This window comes from Streptomyces javensis (assembly GCF_039525925.1).
Taxonomy (GTDB): domain Bacteria; phylum Actinomycetota; class Actinomycetes; order Streptomycetales; family Streptomycetaceae; genus Streptomyces; species Streptomyces asiaticus.
The window spans coordinates 49,914-67,809 of sequence record NZ_BAAAIF010000015.1 but is presented as its reverse complement, the minus strand read 5'-3'; the positions used below and the strand labels follow the sequence as shown (position 1 = coordinate 67,809).

Here is a 17,896-nt window from a genome sequence, read left to right as displayed (position 1 = left end):
AAAATGGTACTACACGGTGACCGGCCGCAACCGCGTCGTCACCCAGACACCCGCCAGCGCCACCGCCGCCATCGCCACATAGACCGCCCCGAAGGCGGCCGGCTGGTGGGTGGCCGCGGTGGAGGTGGGGGCGATCTCGCCGCCGCCGAAGGTGACGAAGAGGACACCGCTGAGGCCGACCAGCGTGATGTTGCCGAGCGCGTCGGAGACCTGGAGGGAGGCGGAGTTGCTGCCCGCGTCTTCCGGGCGGGAGAGCTTCAGCAGCAGCACGCTCCCGCTGGAGATGGTCAGCCCCATTCCGTAGCCGCCGATCACCCAGGCCACGGCGACGATCCAGGCGGGGACGGAGTCGGTGAGGGCCAGGAGCACCATGGCGATGGAGACGGCCATGAGGAGCATGCCGAGGCCCATCAGCCGTTCGCGGTGCGGCTCCAGGCGGGGGCGGCTCTGGGTGTAGGAGCCCAGGGCCCAGGTGAGGCCACCGCCGGTGAGGCAGAGCCCGGCGGCGGTCGCGGACAGGCCGCGCTGGGTCACCAGCATCAGCGGGACGAAGCTCTCCGCGCCCAGGAAGGACCCCGCCGCCACCCCGCGCAGCAGGATCACCGAGGGCAGGCCGCGGGCGGCGCGGAAGGTGCCCTTGGGCAGCAGCCGCAGTACGCACGGGACGAGCAGGGCGAGCCCGGCGGCGGCCGGGACGAGGGAGAGCCAGCTGAGGTCCTGGCCCGCGTACTGGAGCAGCCCGGCGCCCACCGCGACGGCGAGCGCGAGCAGGATGCGGCGGCGGTCCATGCCCGCGGAGAGCTCGCTCGGGGGCAGGGCGCGCAGCGCGGGGAGCATCACCGCGAGCGGCGGCAGCACCAGCACCGGGATGGCGAGGAACACCCAGCGCCACCCGACGTGTTCGGTGACGGTCCCGGCGGCGAGCGGGCCGACGATGACCGGCAGCACCCAGGCGGCGGAGAAGGACGCCAGCACGGCGGGCTGGAGCCGCTGCGGATAGGCGCGGCCCACCACCACGTACAGCGCGACGATCACCAGCCCGCCGCCTATGCCCTGCACCGCCCGGCCGCCCACGAACATCCACATCCGCTGTGCCGAACCGGCCACCAGCAGCCCGGCGGCGAACGCCGCGATCCCGGCGAACAGCGGCGCCAGCGGCCCCTTGCGGTCGCACCACTCCCCCGACAGGGCCATCGCGAACAGGCTCGCGGTGAAGTAGGCGGAGAAGGCGTACGCGTAGAGCTCGACCCCGTCCAGCGCACGGGCCGCGACCGGCATCGCGGTGTTGACCGCGCTCGCCTCGAAGGCGATGAGGGATACGACGCTGACGATGCCGAGGGTGAGGGCGCGGTAGCGCCTCCCCAGTACGGTGCCGCCGGCGTCGCCGTCGCCCGCCAGGTCCAGGTCACCGGCTGCCGGTTCGGAGTGGGCGGCGGAGGCTGCGGCCGCCTGGGGTGGCAGGGCGCCGTCCGTGACGGCGGCGTCGGCGGCACCGACATCGAGGGGGTCACGAGGGGTCATGGCGTCAGGGTAAGTGGCGTTCCGGGACGTCACACCTGTCGCGGGACGGAGTGGCGCTCGGCCGCTGGACCTAGTGCCGCGTCAGTCAAGGTTTGCCCGGTACCGAGGCGTCCTGGTGCGGTCAGCTAGGCGCCGAGGACACCCGTGGTCGCGCCCCGGGCCTTACGTGGTGAGCAGGACGCCCCCGTACGACGCGCCCGCGATCACCACCCACGCGCACAGCCCCAGCGCGGCGACCCGGGCGCCGGTGCGGGTGAGGGAGGGCAGGTGGACGGCGCTGCCCAGGCCGAAGAGCGCGGCGGCGAGGAGGAGTTCCTGGGCCGTGGCGGCGCTGTCCAGCACGGTGGTGGACAGGAGGTCCGTACTGCGGAGGGCCGTCATGGCGAGGAAGCCGAGGACGAAGAGCGGCACCAGCGGCGGCCGCCGCCGCTCCGCCTCCTCGCCCCGCGCCGCCCGGCCCTCCGCCTTCTTCACGCGCCCCCGCGCCCGTACGGATGTCGCGAGCGCCGCGACCAGCGGGGCGAGCAGCGCCACCCGCACCAGCTTGACCAGCACCGCGTCGCCCAGCGCCGACGGCCCCGCGGTCTGCGCGGTGGCCACCACCTGGCCCACGTCGTGCACGCTGGCCCCCACCCACCGGCCGAACGCCTCGTCGCCGAGTCCCAGGGGGTGCTGGAGCAGCGGCAGGACGGCGATGGCGAGCGTGCCGCACAGCGTCACCAGCGCCACGGAGGTGGCCACATCGCGCTCATCGCTGTCCGACACCTCGCTCACCGCGCCGATCGCGGACGCCCCGCAGATCGAGTAGCCGGTGGCGATCAGCAGTGGCTGGTCACCACGCAGCCCCATCCGGCGGCCGAGCCACCAGGTGCCGCAGAAGGTGGCCGCGACCACGCCCAGGACCATCGCCACGGTGGCCCAGCCCAGGCCCAGCACATCGTTCAGGCTGAGCTTGAGGCCGAGCAGCACGATGCCCAGGCGCATCAGCCGCTTCCCGGCGAGCGAGAGCCCGGCCCGGCAGACGCCCCGGACCAGGCCGCGCGCCCCCGGCAGATGCGCGGCGACGATGCCCAGCACCACGGAGGCGGTCAGCAGGGGGACGGCCGGGAGCAGCCGGTGGACGCCCCAGGCGGTCGCGACCCCGGCCACGGCCAGCCCGAGCCCGTACGCCGGGGCGGGCGGCCGCCATCCGGCAGCCTGCCGCGCCCGGCCGGGCGCGGCGGTGAGCGTCACTGGCCGTCCGCCGTCGGGAGGTGGCCGTTCGCCGTCGAGAGGTGGTCCTCCGCCGTCGAGAGGTGGCCGTTCGCCTTCGGAAGCTGGTCGTCCGCCGTAGGGAGGTCGTAGACCCGCCGGACGCTGCTGCCCAGGCGGGCGATGTCCGCCCCGTAGACATGGATCGAGATCGCCTTCGTCCCGCAGGCGTTCCACACCCTGTGGATATCTCCTGGCGGCGCGAATCCGCACACCGCGCCGCGCGGGTTGACCACGTCCTCCACCGCGATCAGCCGCGAACCCGGGCCGTCCGGGACGAGGCGGTAGCGCCGCTCGTGCTCCTCGCCCTCGTGGACGCCGGTCACACACCAGGACACATGGTCATGGATCGCCGTGCGCTGGCCGGGCAGCCACACCAGCGCGACGATCGAGAAGCTGCCGTCGGGCTCGGCGTGCAGGATGTGCTGGCGGTAGCGGTCGGGGTCGCCCGCGCGCTGCTCGGGGGTGAGCAGATCGTCCGCGCCGAGGTGGGGCGCGAGCCGCTCACCCACCAGATAGGCGGTCACATCGGGCGCCAGGCCCCGGCCGACGGCCTCGCGGACGTCGCCGACGAACGCGCCGAGGCGTGCCGTGAGAAGACGGGAGGACGGATACGCGGTCGGGGTGGTCATGGCGGCAGCGTCCTGCCGCCCGCACCATCACGTCCAACGACAGGTTGTTGAGCCGTCCCCAAGCTCCGCTTATGGGTGGGGGGTCAGATGAGGGGTCAACAGCCGACCCGGTTCCCGGCCACCGTCTTCAGCTCCTCCAGCACCCGCGCGGTGGCCGGTATCCCCAGGTGCTCGCGGAGGACGTACGCCGAGACATGGCGGCGCGAGGCGGGGTCCAGGGCGCGCCCGGTGACCTTCTGGTGGCAGAGGAACGACAGCACCAGGCCCGGCATCATCGCCACGCCGAGCCCGGCCGCGACCATGCTCTGCACCACCAGATTGTCGTCGGTGGTGTAGGCGATGTCCGGGGCGAAGCCCTGCTCGGCGCATTCGTGCAGGAAGTTGGCGCGGCACCGCAGACATCCGGCGATCCAGCGCTCCTCGCTCAGCTCGGCCAGCTTGACCGCCCGCCGCCGGGCCAGCGGATGGCCGGTCGGCAACAGCACCGTCAGCTGGTCCTCCAGCAGCGGGATCTCCACCAGCTCGGCGGGCGTCTCCTCGCGCAGCCCCGGATAGGTGAAGGCGAGGGTGATGTCGCACTCCCCGCGCACCACCCGCCCCAGCGAGTCCGGCGGCTCGCCCTCCAGCAGCTCCACCCGCACCCCCGGATGGGCGGCGGCGAGCCGGGCCATGGTCTCGGGGATGAGGGTCGCGTTGGCGCTGGGGAAGGCGCAGACCCGCACCCGGCCCGAGCGCAGCCGGGTGATGGCGCTCATCTGCTGCTGGGCGGTGGAGATGCTGGTCAGAATGGTGTCGGCGTGCCGGGCGAGGGTCTCCCCCGCCTCGGTGAGCCGCATCCCCCGGCCGACCCGGATGAACAGCGGGCTGCCCACGGCCCGTTCGAGCGCCTTCATCTGCTGGGTGATGGCCGGCTGGGTGTAGCCGAGGGCACGGGCGGCCCCGGAGTAGGAGCCGGAGCGGACCACCTCGTGGAACGTCTTGATGTGCCGGGAATCGAACACACTCGCATCATACGGAGCCCGGGACCGGAACCATAAGCGGGATTTGGGGACGCACAAGATCGCCCCTACCGGCGCTTTTGCGTCACGCGGCCCGCCGCCACCCCAGGTGCGCCAGGACACCCGGTGCGCGAGGACACCCGGTCAAGCACGGTCAAGATGACGAAGCTGGGGCAAGCTGACCCCATGCCGCACTACACCTCGTACGACGGAACCGAGCTGGCCTACCGCGTCCTGGAGGCCCGGGACGGCTCGGCGGGTCCACCGCTGATCTGCCTGGCGGGCGGGCCGGGGCGGGACGCCGCGTATCTGGGCGACCTCGGCGGGCTGGACGCCCACCACACCCTCCTCATCCCCGACAGCCGCGGCACCGGGGACTCGCCGCCGGCCGTCGACCCCATCGGCTACGCCTTCCCCGGGCTCGCCGAGGACCTCGAGGCGCTCCGCCGCCATCTGGACCTCGTCCGCTTCCCGCTGCTCGCCCATGACGCGGCCGCCGCCACCGCCCAGGCGTACGCGGCCGCCCACCCCGAGCGGCTCAGCCGGCTGATCGTGGTCAGCCCGGGCGCCCGGCTTCAGGGCGAACTCCCCGAGGACGCCCGGGAGATCTTCGAGTCCCGCGCCGACGAGCCCTGGTGGGAGGAGGCGTACACGGCGGTGCAGCTGCTGCCCGACACCACCGACCTCCCCGAGATGCGCAGGCTGCTGCTCCAGGCCGCCCCCATGGCGTACGGCCGCTGGGAGGAGCCCCAGCGGGCGCACGCCGAGAGCGAGGGCGAGCAGCTGGGGCGGGTGGCCCGGGCGGGCTTCTGGCAGGGCGTCGACGAGGCGGGGCGGCGCGCGGTGCTGGCCCGGCTGCGCGAGGTGCCGTCCCCGGTGCTGGCGATCACCGGCGACCGGGACGCGGTGACCGGGATGCGGGCGGGGGAGCTGGTGGCCCAGTCCTTCCCGGACGGCCGGGCGCGGTCGCTGCCCGGGGTGGGCCACTATCCGTGGGTCGACGAGCCGGACCTCTTCCGCCAGGTGGTCGAGGACTTCCTGGCACAGCGCCCCACACAGTGAGGGCGGGCCGCCCGCCCACGCGGTGAGCGGCGGACGTCGCGGTGAACGGGCCCGGCGGACGTCGCGGTGAACGGGCCCGGCGGAGGCGTGCCCCGCCGGCCATGAACGCAGTGTGTCAGTCGTATGGCAGCCCCCACCGCTCCGTTGTGCCCACCCCACCCCGTGCCTATCGTCGAGAACACAGCACGACATCGGCCGTGTGCCCGAGTGGTTGAGGGGCTCGACTGCAAATCGAGTTACGTGGGTTCGATTCCCGCCACGGCCTCCACACCCCGGCGCGGGCGCCTCACCCGGCGTCCGCGCATTGGGTTGCCTCTCGGTGAACTCCCGACATCCTCTGGACACTTGCGACCGTAGGGCGCATGCTCATGCACGCGCTCATGACGTTGAGCCGTCGCGGCTACTCCAGGTAAACACCTAGGGCTCGGCGATTTTCACAGTCTCGCCACCGAACGGTCTCTTGACCCCCGCACTGAGTGCAATTCCGTCTCATAGGGTCACGGGTGGTGCCTGCGACCGTGCGGAAAACTACTCCCGGTCGGCGGGCACATTTTCGACCGTGGTCCCATTCTCAGTGGGGGAAATGTGCAGCCCGCCGTACCGGCCGCCCGTCAGCCGCTCTCGACCGGCCAGAGTGAAATCTGGTTCATAGAGCAGCTGGAGCCGCCGGAGAGCACCACCTTCCGGGTCGGTGAGTACCTGGAGATACAAGGACCGATAGACACCGAGCTATTCGAGCGGGCCCTGCGCAGGGCCGTGGCGGAGGCCGAGCCCTACAACGTCCGGGTCGGCGAGGACGACGGGGAGCCCTGGCAGGCCCTCGACCCGGTGACCGACTGGGAGCTCCCGAAGCTGGACCTCACCGCCGAGGACGACCCCTGGGCCGCGGCCGAGCGGTGGATGAAGAACGACCTGGCCACCGGGGCACTCAAGCTGGGCGACCACCCGGCGTTCTCGTTCGCCCTGATCAAGGTGGAGGCCGAGCGGTTCCTCTGGTACCAGGGCACCCACCACATCGTCTCGGACGCCGGTTCGGCCGCCCTGCTGGGACGGCGGACCGCCGAGGTGTACACCGCGCTGGTGGAGGGGACCGACCCGGCCGAGGGGGAAACGGTCTTCGGCTCCCTGCGGGCGATGCTCGACCAGGACGCGGAATACCGGGCCTCACCGGATTTCGCCAAAGACCGCGCGTACTGGCTGGAACACTTCGGTGATTCCCCGCGCCCGGCGCGGCTTTCCACCCATCCCACCAGGGAACTTTCCACCGTCCTCCGCCAGACCGCCTACCTGACCGAGGCGGAAGCGGTCGAGCTGCGGGCCGCCGCGCGTAAATACGCCACCCACTGGTCCGCTATGATCATCGCGGCGACCGCGCTCTATCTGCACCGATTGACCGGTAAATCGGACATCATTCTGACGCTGCCCGTATCCGGCCGTACCGATGCCACTTCCCGTGCCATTCCCGGGATGTTCGCCAATGTGGTGCCGCTGCGCATCCAGGTGCGCGCCGATATGCGAATACGGGACCTGGTCCGGCAGATCTCACGGGAAGTCAGGCAGGCTCTTCGCCATCAGCGCTACCGCCGTATCGACCTGGCCCGGGATCTGCGACTCCCGGACGGCGGAAACGGTTTGCTCGGCCCGCACGTCAACATCATGACGTACGACTACGACTTCCACTTCGCCGGTCACCGGGTCAAGGGGCACAACCTCTCCAACGGCACCGTCGAGGACCTCTCGATCATGGGATACGACCGGTCCGACGGCACCGGTATCCGGATCGACCTCAACGCCAACTCCAACCTCTACACCGAAGACGCCCTCATCGCCCACCGGGAGCGCTATCTCGGCCTGCTGCGCACCCTCTCCGACACCTCCGACATGGAGCGCACCGTCGGCTCGCTGGAGCTGCTGTCGGCCGAGGAGCGCCGGCGGGTCCTGGGCGCGCCGGGCGACACGGCGCACCCCACCTCCGGCACCACCCTCCCGGAGCTGCTGGCCGCCCAGGCCGCCCGCACCCCCGACGCCCAGGCCCTGGTCTGCGATGACGACGACACCGTGCTCAGCTACGCGGAGCTGGACCGGGCGGCCAACCGGCTGGCCCGGGTGCTCATCGCGCGCGGCGCCGGGCCCGAGCGCACCGTCGGCGTGGCCCTGCCCCGCTCCGCGGAGCTGGTCATCGCGCTGATCGCGGTGCTGAAGACGGGGGCCGCGTATCTGCCCCTGGACCTGGACTACCCGGCCGAGCGGCTGGCGTACATGCTCGACGACGCGGGCCCCGCGCTCGTGGTCACCCGCGCCGACAGCGCCGGTGCGCTGCCCGCGCGCCATGGCGTGGGGCGGCTGCTGCTGGACGTCGTGGACCTCACGGGCGACCTCACGGGCGAACTCACGGGCGACCTCACGGGCGACCTCACGGGCACCGGTGACGCCGCGGGCGGCTCCGCCCCGGCGGTGGCGATCGACCCCGAGCACCCCGCGTACATCATCTACACCTCGGGCTCCACCGGCCGCCCCAAGGGCGTCCTGGTGCCCCACCGGGCCGTGGCCAACAGCATGGAGTGGATGCGGGGCGCGTACGGCCTCGCCCCGGGGGACCGGATGCTCCAGAAGACCCCGGCCGGGTTCGACGCCTCCGTCTGCGAGTTCTTCCTCCCGCTGCTCAGCGGCGCCACGCTGGTGGTGGCCAGGCCCGGCGGCCACAAGGACCCGGCGTACCTGGCGCGCACGGTGCGCGAGGCGGGCATCACCGTGCTCCAGTTCGTGCCGTCGATGCTCCAGGCGTTCCTCGCCGAGCCGGGCGCCGCCGAGGCGTGCGCGGGCATCCTGCGGCGGGCCTCCAGCGGCGGTGAGGCGCTGCCGCGCGAGACCGCCGAGCGGTTCCACGAGCGGTTCCCCGGCGTGCCGCTGAACAACCTCTACGGGCCCACCGAGACCACCATCCAGATCGCCCACCACCCCTCCGCGCCCGGCGGCGAGGGCCCGGTGCCGATCGGCCGGCCGGTGTGGAACACCCGGATGTACGTCCTGGACACCGCGCTGAAGCCCTGCCCGGCCGGGGTCACCGGCGAACTGTACGTGTCCGGGGCGCAGCTGGCCCGCGGCTATCTGGGCCGGGCCGCCCTGACCGCCGAACGCTTCGTCGCCGACCCCTACGGCCCGCCCGGCACCCGGATGTACCGCACCGGCGACCTGGCCCGGCTGCGGCCGGACGGCGATGTCGAGTACGTGGGCCGCACCGACGGCCAGGTCCAGCTGCGCGGCTTCCGCGTCGAGCTGGGCGAGGTCGAGGCGGCGCTGCGGGCGCTCCCCGAGGTGGCCGAGGCCGCCGCGGCGGTCCGCGCCGACCGGCCCGGCGACCAGCGGCTGGTGGGCTATGTGACGGCCGCCGGGGACACCCCGCCGGAGGTCGCCGCGGTCCGCGAGGCGCTGGGCGAGGTGCTGCCCGAGCACATGGTGCCGAGCGCGTTCGTGGTCCTCGACGCCCTGCCCCTGGACGCCAACGGCAAGCTGAACCGCGCCGCGCTGCCCGCGCCCTCCATCGAGTCCGGCCCGGGCGGGCGGGCGCCCCGCACCCCGCGCGAGGAGACGCTGTGCGCGCTCTTCGGCGAGGTCCTGGGCGTCGACGGCGTCACCGTCGACGACGACTTCTTCCTGCTCGGCGGCCATTCGCTGCTCGCCTCCAAGCTGGCCAGCCAGGCCCGCGCCGCGCTGGCCACCGAGCTGTCGATGCGCGACCTCTTCGAGGCGCCGACCGTCGCCCGGCTGGTGGCCCGCCTGGACGCCGCGGGCCCCGCCGACCCGCACCGTCAGCAGCCGCTGGACATCCTGCTGCCGCTGCGCGGCGAGGGGACGCGCCCGCCGCTGTTCTGCGTCCACCCCGGCGGCGGTCTCGGCTGGTCGTACACCGGACTGCTCCGCCATCTCGCCCCTGACCAGCCGGTGTACGCGCTCCAGGCGCGCGGTCTCACCGAACCGGACGTCCTCCCGGCGAGCGTCGAGGAGATGGCCGCCGACTATCTGGAGCAGATCCGGACCGTCCAGCCGACCGGTCCCTACCATCTGCTCGGCTGGTCCTTCGGCGGGCTGATCGCCCACGCCATGGCCACCCGGCTCCAGGCGCGCGGCGAGGAGGTCGCCACGCTGGCCGTGGTGGACGCCTACCCCGACAACGCCCAGGCCCTGCCCGAGGCGCCCGAGCTCAGCAAGCGCCAGTGGCTGGGGGTGCTGCTCGACGACATCGGCGGCGGCGACATCTTCGCCCCGGGCTGGCTGGAGGCGCACCCCGACGGGGCGGACGGCACCGCCGACCTGGTGGCCGACCTCTGCCGGGAGACCGGGCTGCCGGCCCGGCTGCTGGAGGGGGAGACCAGCTTCCCGCTGCTCGACATCCTGCTCAACGACCAGGAGCTGATGCGGAAGTTCGCGCCCGACCGGTTCCAGGGCGACATGCTGCTCTTCCGGGCCGTGGAGGAGATCCCCGGCTACCGGCGCGATCCACTGCATGTGGCGGACGCCTGGCTCTCCTTCGTGGACGGCGCCCTGGTGGTGCACGGCGTCCCCGATCACCACTACCGGATGATGCGGGAGGAGTCCCTGGACCGGATCGGCCCCGTGGTGGCGGCGGCGCTGGACCGCGCCCGCAGCTGACGGTCCGGGGCCCAGGGCCCGGACCGGGGCCGCTCCCCCGGGGCGGCCCCGACCCGGATTTCGCCGATCGGGCCCTCGCCGATCACAATTCAGCCAGGCGCCCCATCTCGTTCTCCTGCTCTCCTACGCAGGTGAGCAGGGTGGGCGCCTTCATGTGGAGAAGGAGATGAGCTCCCAGCGAGGAGGCACGTAGTTGGAAGGAAGGCTGGCCATGACAGTGGACGCGCGTGACGAGGTGGAGCGGTTCATCCTGGGGGACCGGTTCGCCTGCCTGGCGGGACGGTCCGCCTGGCGCAAGGGTGGTATCACCCATCGTCACTACGACCGGATGGGATCCGACGATTCGGCCCGGCTGATGGCGCTCGACCTGGCGGATTTCGTGGAGTCGGCCGACTGGAGCCACCGGTCGTTCACGAGCTTCATCGCGACCTTCGAGCAACCGCGCGGAGTGGATGAGCTGCGGTTCGAGGAGCTGCTGTGGGAACAGCTCCAACTCCTCCACGAACAGGACTCCCGGTCCTATCGCTGGGCCGAGGGCCGTTCCTCCGACCCGCAGACCAGGGAGTTCGCCTACAGCGTCGCCGGTCACCCCTTCTTCGTCATCGGCCTGCACGAGACCCACCGCCGCTGGGGCCGCCGTCCTCCCTTCCCGATGCTGGCCTTCAACTCGCATGAGCAGTTCGACCGCATCAAGGGCGCCAAGATGTGGGACCGGCTCGCGGAGAAGATACGCAAGCAGGACATCCAGCTCCAGGGCGACATCAATCCCAACCTGCTCGAGTACGAGGAGCTCTCCGAGGCCCGCCGCTACTCCGGCCGCCCCAAGCCCGCCGACTGGCAGTGCCCCTTCGCCGCCCGCGAGGACGAGCGCGAACCCGCTCTCACGGGCCCGCCCCCGGCCTGACCGGAGCGACTGTCACCGGCGGGCCGATGGCGCCCGCCGGTGACGGGCACCGCACCGTGCGGGCGCTCCATCTCCCTGATCAGCGGACCGGGAAGCCGAAGCTGTAGCCCTGCTCCTTCAGCCACGGCAGGACCTGGCGCAGCGCCTCGACCGTCTGGCCGCGGTCGCCGCCCGCGTCGTGGAAGAGCACGGTGGGGCCGTTGGAGATCTCGTTCTTGACGGTGTTGACCTCGGTCTCGACACCCGGCTGCTTGAAGTCCTTGGAGTCCACGTTCCAGCCCAGCGGCCGCATGCCCTGCGAGGCGGCGATCTGACGGCTGTACGGGGTGAACGCACCGCCCGGGGCGCGGTAGTAGAGCGGTTTGACGCCGCCCGACGCCTTGGTGATCATTCGCTGGGCGTCAAGGATCTCCTTGGACTGGTAGGCGGATGACTTGGTGTCCATCGTCGTGTCGTGCGACACGGAGTGGTCGCACAGCCGGTGCCCGTCCGCGACCACGTCCTTGACCAGGTCCGGATGGGCCTGGGCCTGCGGGCCGACCATGCAGAAGGTGGCCTTGACGCCGTTGGCCTTGAGCACCTGGAGGACCTGCGGGGTCCAGGTCGGATCCGGACCGTCGTCGATCGTGATGTTGACGCCCTTGGCGCCCTTGTCGGAGGCGTGGGCTATGTCCATGTTGACCACGGGATCGGGCAGTTCGGGGTCCGGCTTGGAGGTCTGGCCCACGATCGGCGTCGGCTTCGGCGATGGGGACGCGCCCGGATCGGCCTCGGCGGTTCCGGACTGGGCGGTCCACACGGCGGCCAGGGCGGTCACCCCCACCACACCGAACGCCGCCGCCAGTATTCGGCTGTTCGCCCCCATGATCCGGTGCCGTGCCATGTCCGCCTCGCTCCTCATGTCTCCTGTGTCGCTTTCGCAAACATGAGGATGGAGTTGGGGCGGGGAGGGATCCCTCTGTTACACGTCCCGGACAATCCCGTGCCGTAGACGGCGGGGCGGGCGGCGAGGCGCGGGCGGTGGGCCCGCCCGCAGCCTCCTTATCGGGTGCCTAGCCCCGGTTGACGACCGCCGCCTGGGGGCGGATCGGGAGGCGGTTGACCGGGCGGCCGGTGGCCGCGCGGACCGCCGCCGCGACCGCGGCCGGGGTGGTGACCACCGGCACCGCGCTGGCCGCCTTGGCGCCGAAGGGGGCCACCACGTCCCGCTCCTCGACCAGCTTGACGATGCGGATGTCGGGGACGTCCAGGGCGGTCGGCAGGGCGTAGCCGGTCAGGTCCGGGTGCCGGACCACACCGCGTGAGGTGCGCAGGTTCTCGGTGAGGGCCGCGCCGATGCCCTGGGCGACGCCCGCCTCGATACGGGCCTTGAGCTGACGCGGGTTGAGGACCCGGCCCACGTCCTGGGCCACCGTCATATCGACGACCCGTACCGCGCCGATCTCGATGTCGACGTCCACCACGGCGCGCACCGCGCAGTAGGCGAGCCCGACGAAGGCGTCACCCTGGCCGGTCTCGTCCAGCGGCTCGGTGGGGTGCGGACGGCACTGCGCGGTGGCCCACAGCTCCTTGCCCTCCAGTGCCTCCTCGACGGTCGTGCTGAGCACCCCGTCATACGAGGTGATCTTGCCGTCGGCGATGCTGAGCAGCTCGGTGGACATGCCGAACGTGTGCGCCAGGGGCTGGAGCAGCTGGGTGCGGACCATCTTCGCGGCGCGCTCGACCGCACCGCCCGAGACCCAGGTGTGGCGGCCGCGCGAGGCGGGCCCGGCCGGGGGCTGGTCGGTGTCGATGGGCGCCACATGGACCTCCTCGATACCGAGGACGTCCTGGACGATCTGGCGGGCCAGGGTGGTGAAGCCCTGGCCGGTCTCGACGGCCGCGCAGATGACGGTGGCCACCGGCCCGGTGACCTTGACGGTGGCGGTGGAGACCTCGTCCCGCCCCTCGGCGCCGAGCATATGGACCATGCCCAGGGCGTAGCCGACCCCGCGCCGCACCGCGGCCGGATCGCCCGCGCCCTCCAGGCCGCCGGGCAGCAGCCACTCCTCCTCGGGGTCGTCCTTGGGGAGGGTGGGCAGCGGTGCGTCCCTTACGGCTTGCAGCAGCTCGGCGACCGGGGCCGGGCAGGTGACGGTCTGTCCGGTGGGCAGCAGATCGCCGGTGGCCATCACATTGCGCATCCGGATCTCGACCGGGTCGAGGCCCAGCTTGGCCGCCAGCTTGTCCATCTGGCCCTCGTACGCGGCGCACACCTGCATCGCGCCCTCGCCGCGCACATGGCCGGAGGGCGGGTTGTTGGTGCGCACCGCCCAGCCCTCGATGAAGGCGTGCGGAACGACATAGGGACCGCACGCGAAGGAGACGGCGGCGGCCAGCGTGTCCGCGGAGGAGTCGGCGTAGGCGCCCGCGTCCAGCAGGATCTGCGCCTCGACCTTGACCAACTTGCCCTGGGAGTCCGCGTGGTGGCGGTAGCGCAACAGGGTGGGGTGGCGGTGGGCGTGACCGAGGAAGGACTCCTCACGGGTCGCGGCCAGCTTCACCGGATGGCCGGTGCGCAGCGCCAACAGCCCGAGCGGCAGCTGCATCCCCGGGTCCTCGCGCTCGCCCATGGCGCCGGGGACGCCGGTGACGACGACCTTCACCCGCTCCGGCTCGAGACCGAAGCAGGCGGCGGCCAGGTCGCGGTCGGCGTGCGGATCGGTGGAGGCGGTGTAGATCTCCACCCCGCCGTCGGGGCGGGGCACGGCCAGGCCCGCCTCGGCGCCGATGGGCGCCGGGTCCTGGCGGCCGATCCGGTACAGCCCCTCGACGATGACCTCGCCGACCACGTCCGGATCGCCGAAGGACAGCGGGATGTGGCGGACCAGATTGCCGTCGGGGTGCAGCGGCTCGGCGGAGAACGCCTGCTCGGGGTCGGTGACCGGCTCCAGCACCTCGTACTCGACGGCGATGGCGGCGGCCGCCAGCCGGGCCGTGTCGGGGTGGTCGGCGGCGACCGCGGCGATCGGCTCGCCGTGGTGGCGGACCAGGTCCTTGGCGAACACCGGGCGGTCGGCGACCCGGCGGCCGTGCGAGGCGTCGCCGGGCACGTCGGTGTGGGTCACCACGGCCCGTACGCCGGGCATCTCGACGGCCTGCTTGGTGTCGATGGAGAGGATGCGGGCGTGCGGGTGCGGGGCGCGCAGCACGGCCGCCCACAGCAGCCCCTCGGCCCACAGGTCGGCCGCGTACGGGAAGGTGCCCGAGGTCTTGGCGGCCGAGTCGGTGGGCGGCAGGGACACCCCGAGGCCCATGGTGGACGGGGCCTTGACGGGCGTTCCGGCGGCGGGGGTGGCGGTGACGGCGCCCGTGCCGTCCGCGATTCCGGTCATGCCGATGCCCTTCCGCTGCCGCTTCCGTTGACGCTCCCGTTGCCGGTGATGCCGTGCGGTCCCGTCTGGTGCGGGATGCGGGCCGGGTCCTGGTGGGCGTCGTGTCCCTCGTCCGCCTCGGCCTCCGTGTCCTCGGCGGCCTCACGGCCCGCGACGACCTCGCGGACGGCGTCGAGGACCCCGCGGTAGCCGGAGCAGCGGCAGAGGTTGCCGGAGATCGCCTGGCGGGTCTCCTGGTCGGTCGGGGCGTGGTTGCCCTCGAGGAGGTCGTGCACGGTCATCGCGAGCCCGGGCACGCAGAAGCCGCACTGCACGGCCCCGCACCGGGCGAGCGCGCGCTGGACGTCGGAGGGCTGTCCGCCGGTGGCGAGGCCCTCGACGGTGCGGACCTCGCTGCCCGCGGCGGTGGCAGCGGGCACCAGGCAGGAGGCGACGAGCCGCCCGTCGACCTGGACCGAGCAGGCCCCGCACTCGCCCTGGGAGCAGCCGTCCTTGGCCCCCGCGAGGCCGAGGCGCTCGCGCAGCACGTAGAGCAGCGACTCGCCGATCCAGACGTCGGTGACGGGGCGGTCGGCGCCGTTGACGTGCAGCACGTACGAGGCGAGCGGATGCTCGCTGTGGCTCGGGCCCTCGTCCGCGGCCTGGGCGGCCTCGGCGAGGAGGGGCTCGGCGAGGGGCTCGACGGGGGTGTCAGCGGCCTCGGGGGCGTCGGCGGGGGTCCCGGCCGGGGCGGGCGCTCCGGCGGCGTCAGACGCGTCCGGGAACTCGCCCTCGGCCGGGGCGGGTTCGGGCTCGGGCTCGGGCTCGGCCGAGGGAGCGGTGAGCTCGGGCCCGGCGTCGTCCGGCACCGCCTCGGCGGGTGCCTCGACGGGGGCCTCGGCGGCGCCCGGCTCGGCGCCGGGGGCGTCGGTGTGGCCCGCGCCGTCCTCGGGGCCGGGGTGCGGGGCGTGCCCATGGGAGTCCCCCGCGAAGGGGGCGCCCGTCGGCTGGGCGTCCCCGAACCGGTCGTCCGCCAGCCCGTCGCCCGTCAGACGGTCGTCCGCGAACGCGCCGTGCCAGGACGCCTCCTGGGCCTGGGCCTGGGGCAGCCCGGGCGCCGGACTGCCGTGCGGCGGGGTCTCCAGCCCGGCGTGCTGCCCGTCGGCCGGGAAGCCGACCGGGAACTCGCCGGAGTCCCCGGCGGCCGGACCGCCCGGCCGCCGGCCGGGGGGTTCGGCGGCGGGCCGCCCGGGCGCGGGGCCGTCGTGCGGCGGGGTGCCGGGCGAGGTGCCATGAGGGGGCGTGCCGTGCGGCGGCGTGCCGCGGGGCGGGGTGTGCAGCCCCTGGTGCCCGTCGGTCGCGAACTCGCCCGAGTCCCCGGCGGAGGGGCCCGGCCACGCCGGGTCCGCGGCCGGGGCCGGTTCATCGCGGTCGGGCATGCGCAGCCGGCGGCGGGCGGGCGGCGGCATGGGAACGGCCGGTGGTGCGGACGCGGCCGGGCCCGGGTGGCCCTCGACCGCGTACTCCCCGGAGTCCTCCGTGCCCTCCTCGGCGGCCGGAACCGACCACTCGCCCGAGTGCCCCTGCTGCTGCCCGGGCCGGGGCTGGAGGGGCTGCTGCGGCTGATGGGGCTGATGGGGCTGCTGCCGGGGCTGTGCCTGCCCGGCGAACGGCATCCGCAACTGGGCCGTCGTCTGCGGGTCCTGGGGACCGTCCGCGTGGCCGCCGTACGGAGGGACGGCCGGGCCCGGGTGGTCGTCGACGCGGTACTCACCGGTCTCGTCCACACCCTCGTCGCCCGCGACCGGGATGGTCCACTGGCTGGTGTGCACGGGCCCGCCGGAGCCGTCGTCGGACGGGGCGGGCACCGGCCAGTCGTCCACCGGCTCCTCGGCCGCCGGAGCCGGCCAGTGGCCGGTGTGCGGCGGATGGTGGCCCTGCTGGTCCTCGGCGGGCACCGGCCACTGGCCGGACCCGTGATGGGGATCGTGGTGACCGCCGTAGAGATAGCCGCCATCGGTCCCGGTGGTGGTCCAGTGCCCGGTCATGCCCTGGTCGTGCACGCTCTGGTCATGCATGCCCTGGTCGTGCATGCCCTGGTCGTGCACGCCCTGACCGTGCATGCCCTGGTCATGGGGCGCGCCCTGGTCATGGCCGGACGGCTGCCAGTGGCCGCCCTGGGACGGGTCACCGTGCCCGGTGTCCATGGGCGGGGGCGCGTAGCCCGTGCCGGGCGCCGCGAGCGGGTCCCAACGGCCGGAGGGGTCGGTCGGGTCCGGGTGGGCGTAGTCGGGCGGCAGTTGGACGAAGGCCGTCGACTCGGCGTCGTACTCCGGGCCGTGCGGCATCGGCTGCCATCCGCTCCCCGGCTCCGGCCGGTGCGGCTGCTGTTCATCACTCACGCGAGTGCCCTCCCCAGTGCTCGGCGGGCCAGGGCTGCCACGGTACGCCTCAGGTGGATCGCGGCAGGCGGCAGGGGGACCGGCTCGCTGCCGTCCTGCGGGGGCAGCGGATCGGGGATGCACGCGGCGGCGACGTACTCGCCGAAGGCGGTCGTGACCTGCGGGTCCAGATGGCCGCGGTCGCCGTCCCAGTCGATGAGCGAGGCGACCCAGCGCTCGGCCTCCAGGGGGCGCAGCGGCATCGGCGCGACCGCGCCCACGGCACAGCGCACCCCGCGCCGCGCGGGGTCCAGGACGAGGGCGACGGAGGCGGTGGACCGGCCGGGCCCGGTGCGCCCGGTGGCCTTCAGGAAGGTCTGCGGGGCGTGCAGCAGCGGAACCCGGACGAATCCGACGAGTTCACCGGGGCGCAGCAGATCGACCCCGGCGAGCAGATGGCTGACCGGGATCTCGCGGCGGGACCCCTCGGGCCCGGCGATGATGACCGTGGCCTCCAGGGCGGCGAGCACCGGCAGCGCGTCGCCGGTGGGGGCGGCGGTCACGATGTTGCCGCCCAGGGTGCCGGCGTTGCGGATCTGCGGGGGCCCGGCGGCGCGCGCGGCCGCGGCCAGCGCCGGGATCAGCGCGGCGAAGTCGGGGCGGCCCATCCGGGCGTGGGTGAGTCCGGCGCCGAGGAGGGCGTGCCCGTCCAGATAGCGCCAGCCGCGGATTTCGCTGATCCGGCCGAGGCCGACGAGCGCGGCGGGCCGCAGCAGGCCGGAGTTGACCGCGGCCATCAGATCGGTACCGCCCGCCACGGGCACGGCGGCGGGCATGGCGGCCAGTGCCGCCACGGCCTCGTCGAGCGTGCCCGGCAACGTCACCGTGTGCGCCGCCTGCGGTGCGTGCGTGGTCAACCCAGCTGCCCCTTCCCCGGTGTCCCGGCTGTTGCGCCGTACGGTACGTGCTGACAGCCCGGACGTGGCAACTCTGGCACATCTTGCGAGCCCGCCGTCGCGGGGGTCCGTGATCCGTGGATCCGTCCCTGACCTGGGGGATGGTACGGGTTTCTTACGACGTCTCCGTCGGGAGTGGATTGCCACGTTTCAGGGACCCTTGTGCGATTTGGGCTTGCGCCGGTGGG

Annotated in this window: 10 protein-coding genes, 1 tRNA gene and 1 pseudogene; 4 read left to right on the top strand and 8 right to left on the bottom strand. The window is 73.5% G+C overall.

Features of this window, described 5'->3' with window-relative positions:
* Positions 1–9 precede the first annotated feature (9 nt).
* The 4 genes and pseudogenes from ABD329_RS16210 to ABD329_RS16195 all read right to left on the bottom strand — a co-directional run bounded on the left by ABD329_RS16210 (position 10) and on the right by ABD329_RS16195 (position 4,405).
* A complete protein-coding gene (locus tag ABD329_RS16210) occupies positions 10–1,521 on the bottom strand; it encodes an MFS transporter (RefSeq protein WP_198280419.1) in 1,512 nt (503 codons plus the stop codon).
* A 162-nt stretch (positions 1,522–1,683) separates the two neighbouring features.
* Complete coding sequence (locus ABD329_RS16205) at positions 1,684–2,754, bottom strand: YeiH family protein (RefSeq protein ID WP_198280420.1); 1,071 nt, start codon at positions 2,752–2,754, stop codon at positions 1,684–1,686.
* A 95-nt stretch (positions 2,755–2,849) separates the two neighbouring features.
* Positions 2,850–3,404: pseudogene (locus tag ABD329_RS16200) on the bottom strand (cysteine dioxygenase family protein); the annotation flags it as partial.
* Positions 3,405–3,499: 95 nt separating this feature from the next.
* On the bottom strand, positions 3,500–4,405 hold the full coding sequence (locus tag ABD329_RS16195; RefSeq protein WP_164430250.1) for a LysR family transcriptional regulator: 906 nt from the start codon (positions 4,403–4,405) through the stop codon (positions 3,500–3,502).
* Between the two features lie 183 nt (positions 4,406–4,588).
* Between ABD329_RS16195 and ABD329_RS16190 the strand changes: the two genes are divergently transcribed.
* The 4 genes from ABD329_RS16190 to gntA all read left to right on the top strand — a co-directional run bounded on the left by ABD329_RS16190 (position 4,589) and on the right by gntA (position 11,018).
* The gene (locus ABD329_RS16190; RefSeq protein ID WP_344316530.1) at positions 4,589–5,464 is read left to right on the top strand and encodes an alpha/beta fold hydrolase; all 876 of its coding nucleotides are present in this window, start codon (positions 4,589–4,591) and stop codon (positions 5,462–5,464) included.
* Between the two features lie 193 nt (positions 5,465–5,657).
* Positions 5,658–5,732, top strand: a tRNA-Cys gene (locus ABD329_RS16185).
* 317 nt (positions 5,733–6,049) lie between these two features.
* Entirely contained in the window at positions 6,050–10,114 is a 4,065-nt protein-coding gene (locus ABD329_RS16180) for a non-ribosomal peptide synthetase (protein WP_198279865.1), read from the top strand.
* A gap of 211 nt (positions 10,115–10,325) precedes the next feature.
* Positions 10,326–11,018, top strand: a complete 693-nt coding sequence (gntA, locus tag ABD329_RS16175) for a guanitoxin biosynthesis heme-dependent pre-guanitoxin N-hydroxylase GntA (protein WP_198279866.1) — start codon at positions 10,326–10,328, stop codon at positions 11,016–11,018.
* A 79-nt stretch (positions 11,019–11,097) separates the two neighbouring features.
* On the opposite strand, the gene ABD329_RS16170 is transcribed toward gntA, so the two are convergent.
* From ABD329_RS16170 to ABD329_RS16155, 4 genes are all read right to left on the bottom strand, one after another.
* A complete protein-coding gene (locus tag ABD329_RS16170) occupies positions 11,098–11,901 on the bottom strand; it encodes a polysaccharide deacetylase family protein (protein WP_198279867.1) in 804 nt (267 codons plus the stop codon).
* Between the two features lie 169 nt (positions 11,902–12,070).
* A complete protein-coding gene (locus ABD329_RS16165; RefSeq protein WP_198279868.1) occupies positions 12,071–14,392 on the bottom strand; it encodes a xanthine dehydrogenase family protein molybdopterin-binding subunit in 2,322 nt (773 codons plus the stop codon).
* The gene (locus ABD329_RS16160; RefSeq protein WP_344316529.1) at positions 14,389–16,773 is read right to left on the bottom strand and encodes a 2Fe-2S iron-sulfur cluster-binding protein; all 2,385 of its coding nucleotides are present in this window, start codon (positions 16,771–16,773) and stop codon (positions 14,389–14,391) included. Before ABD329_RS16160 ends, ABD329_RS16165 begins: the two co-directional genes overlap by 4 nt.
* Positions 16,770–17,669 (bottom strand): FAD binding domain-containing protein, encoded by a 900-nt coding sequence (locus ABD329_RS16155; RefSeq protein ID WP_044574530.1) that lies wholly within the window; start codon positions 17,667–17,669, stop codon positions 16,770–16,772. The genes ABD329_RS16160 and ABD329_RS16155 overlap by 4 nt, the downstream gene beginning before the upstream one ends.
* Positions 17,670–17,896: the final 227 nt, after the last annotated feature.

Bases quoted from the DNA above. Each gene is read 5' to 3' on its own strand.
- gntA (WP_198279866.1), top strand. From the start codon at position 10,326: ATGACAGTGGACGCGCGTGACGAGGTGGAGCGGTTCATCCTGGGGGAC.
- ABD329_RS16170 (WP_198279867.1), bottom strand. From the start codon at position 11,901: ATGGCACGGCACCGGATCATGGGGGCGAACAGCCGAATACTGGCGGCG.
- ABD329_RS16165 (WP_198279868.1), bottom strand. From the start codon at position 14,392: ATGACCGGAATCGCGGACGGCACGGGCGCCGTCACCGCCACCCCCGCC.
- ABD329_RS16210 (WP_198280419.1), bottom strand. From the start codon at position 1,521: ATGACCCCTCGTGACCCCCTCGATGTCGGTGCCGCCGACGCCGCCGTC.
- ABD329_RS16190 (WP_344316530.1), top strand. From the start codon at position 4,589: ATGCCGCACTACACCTCGTACGACGGAACCGAGCTGGCCTACCGCGTC.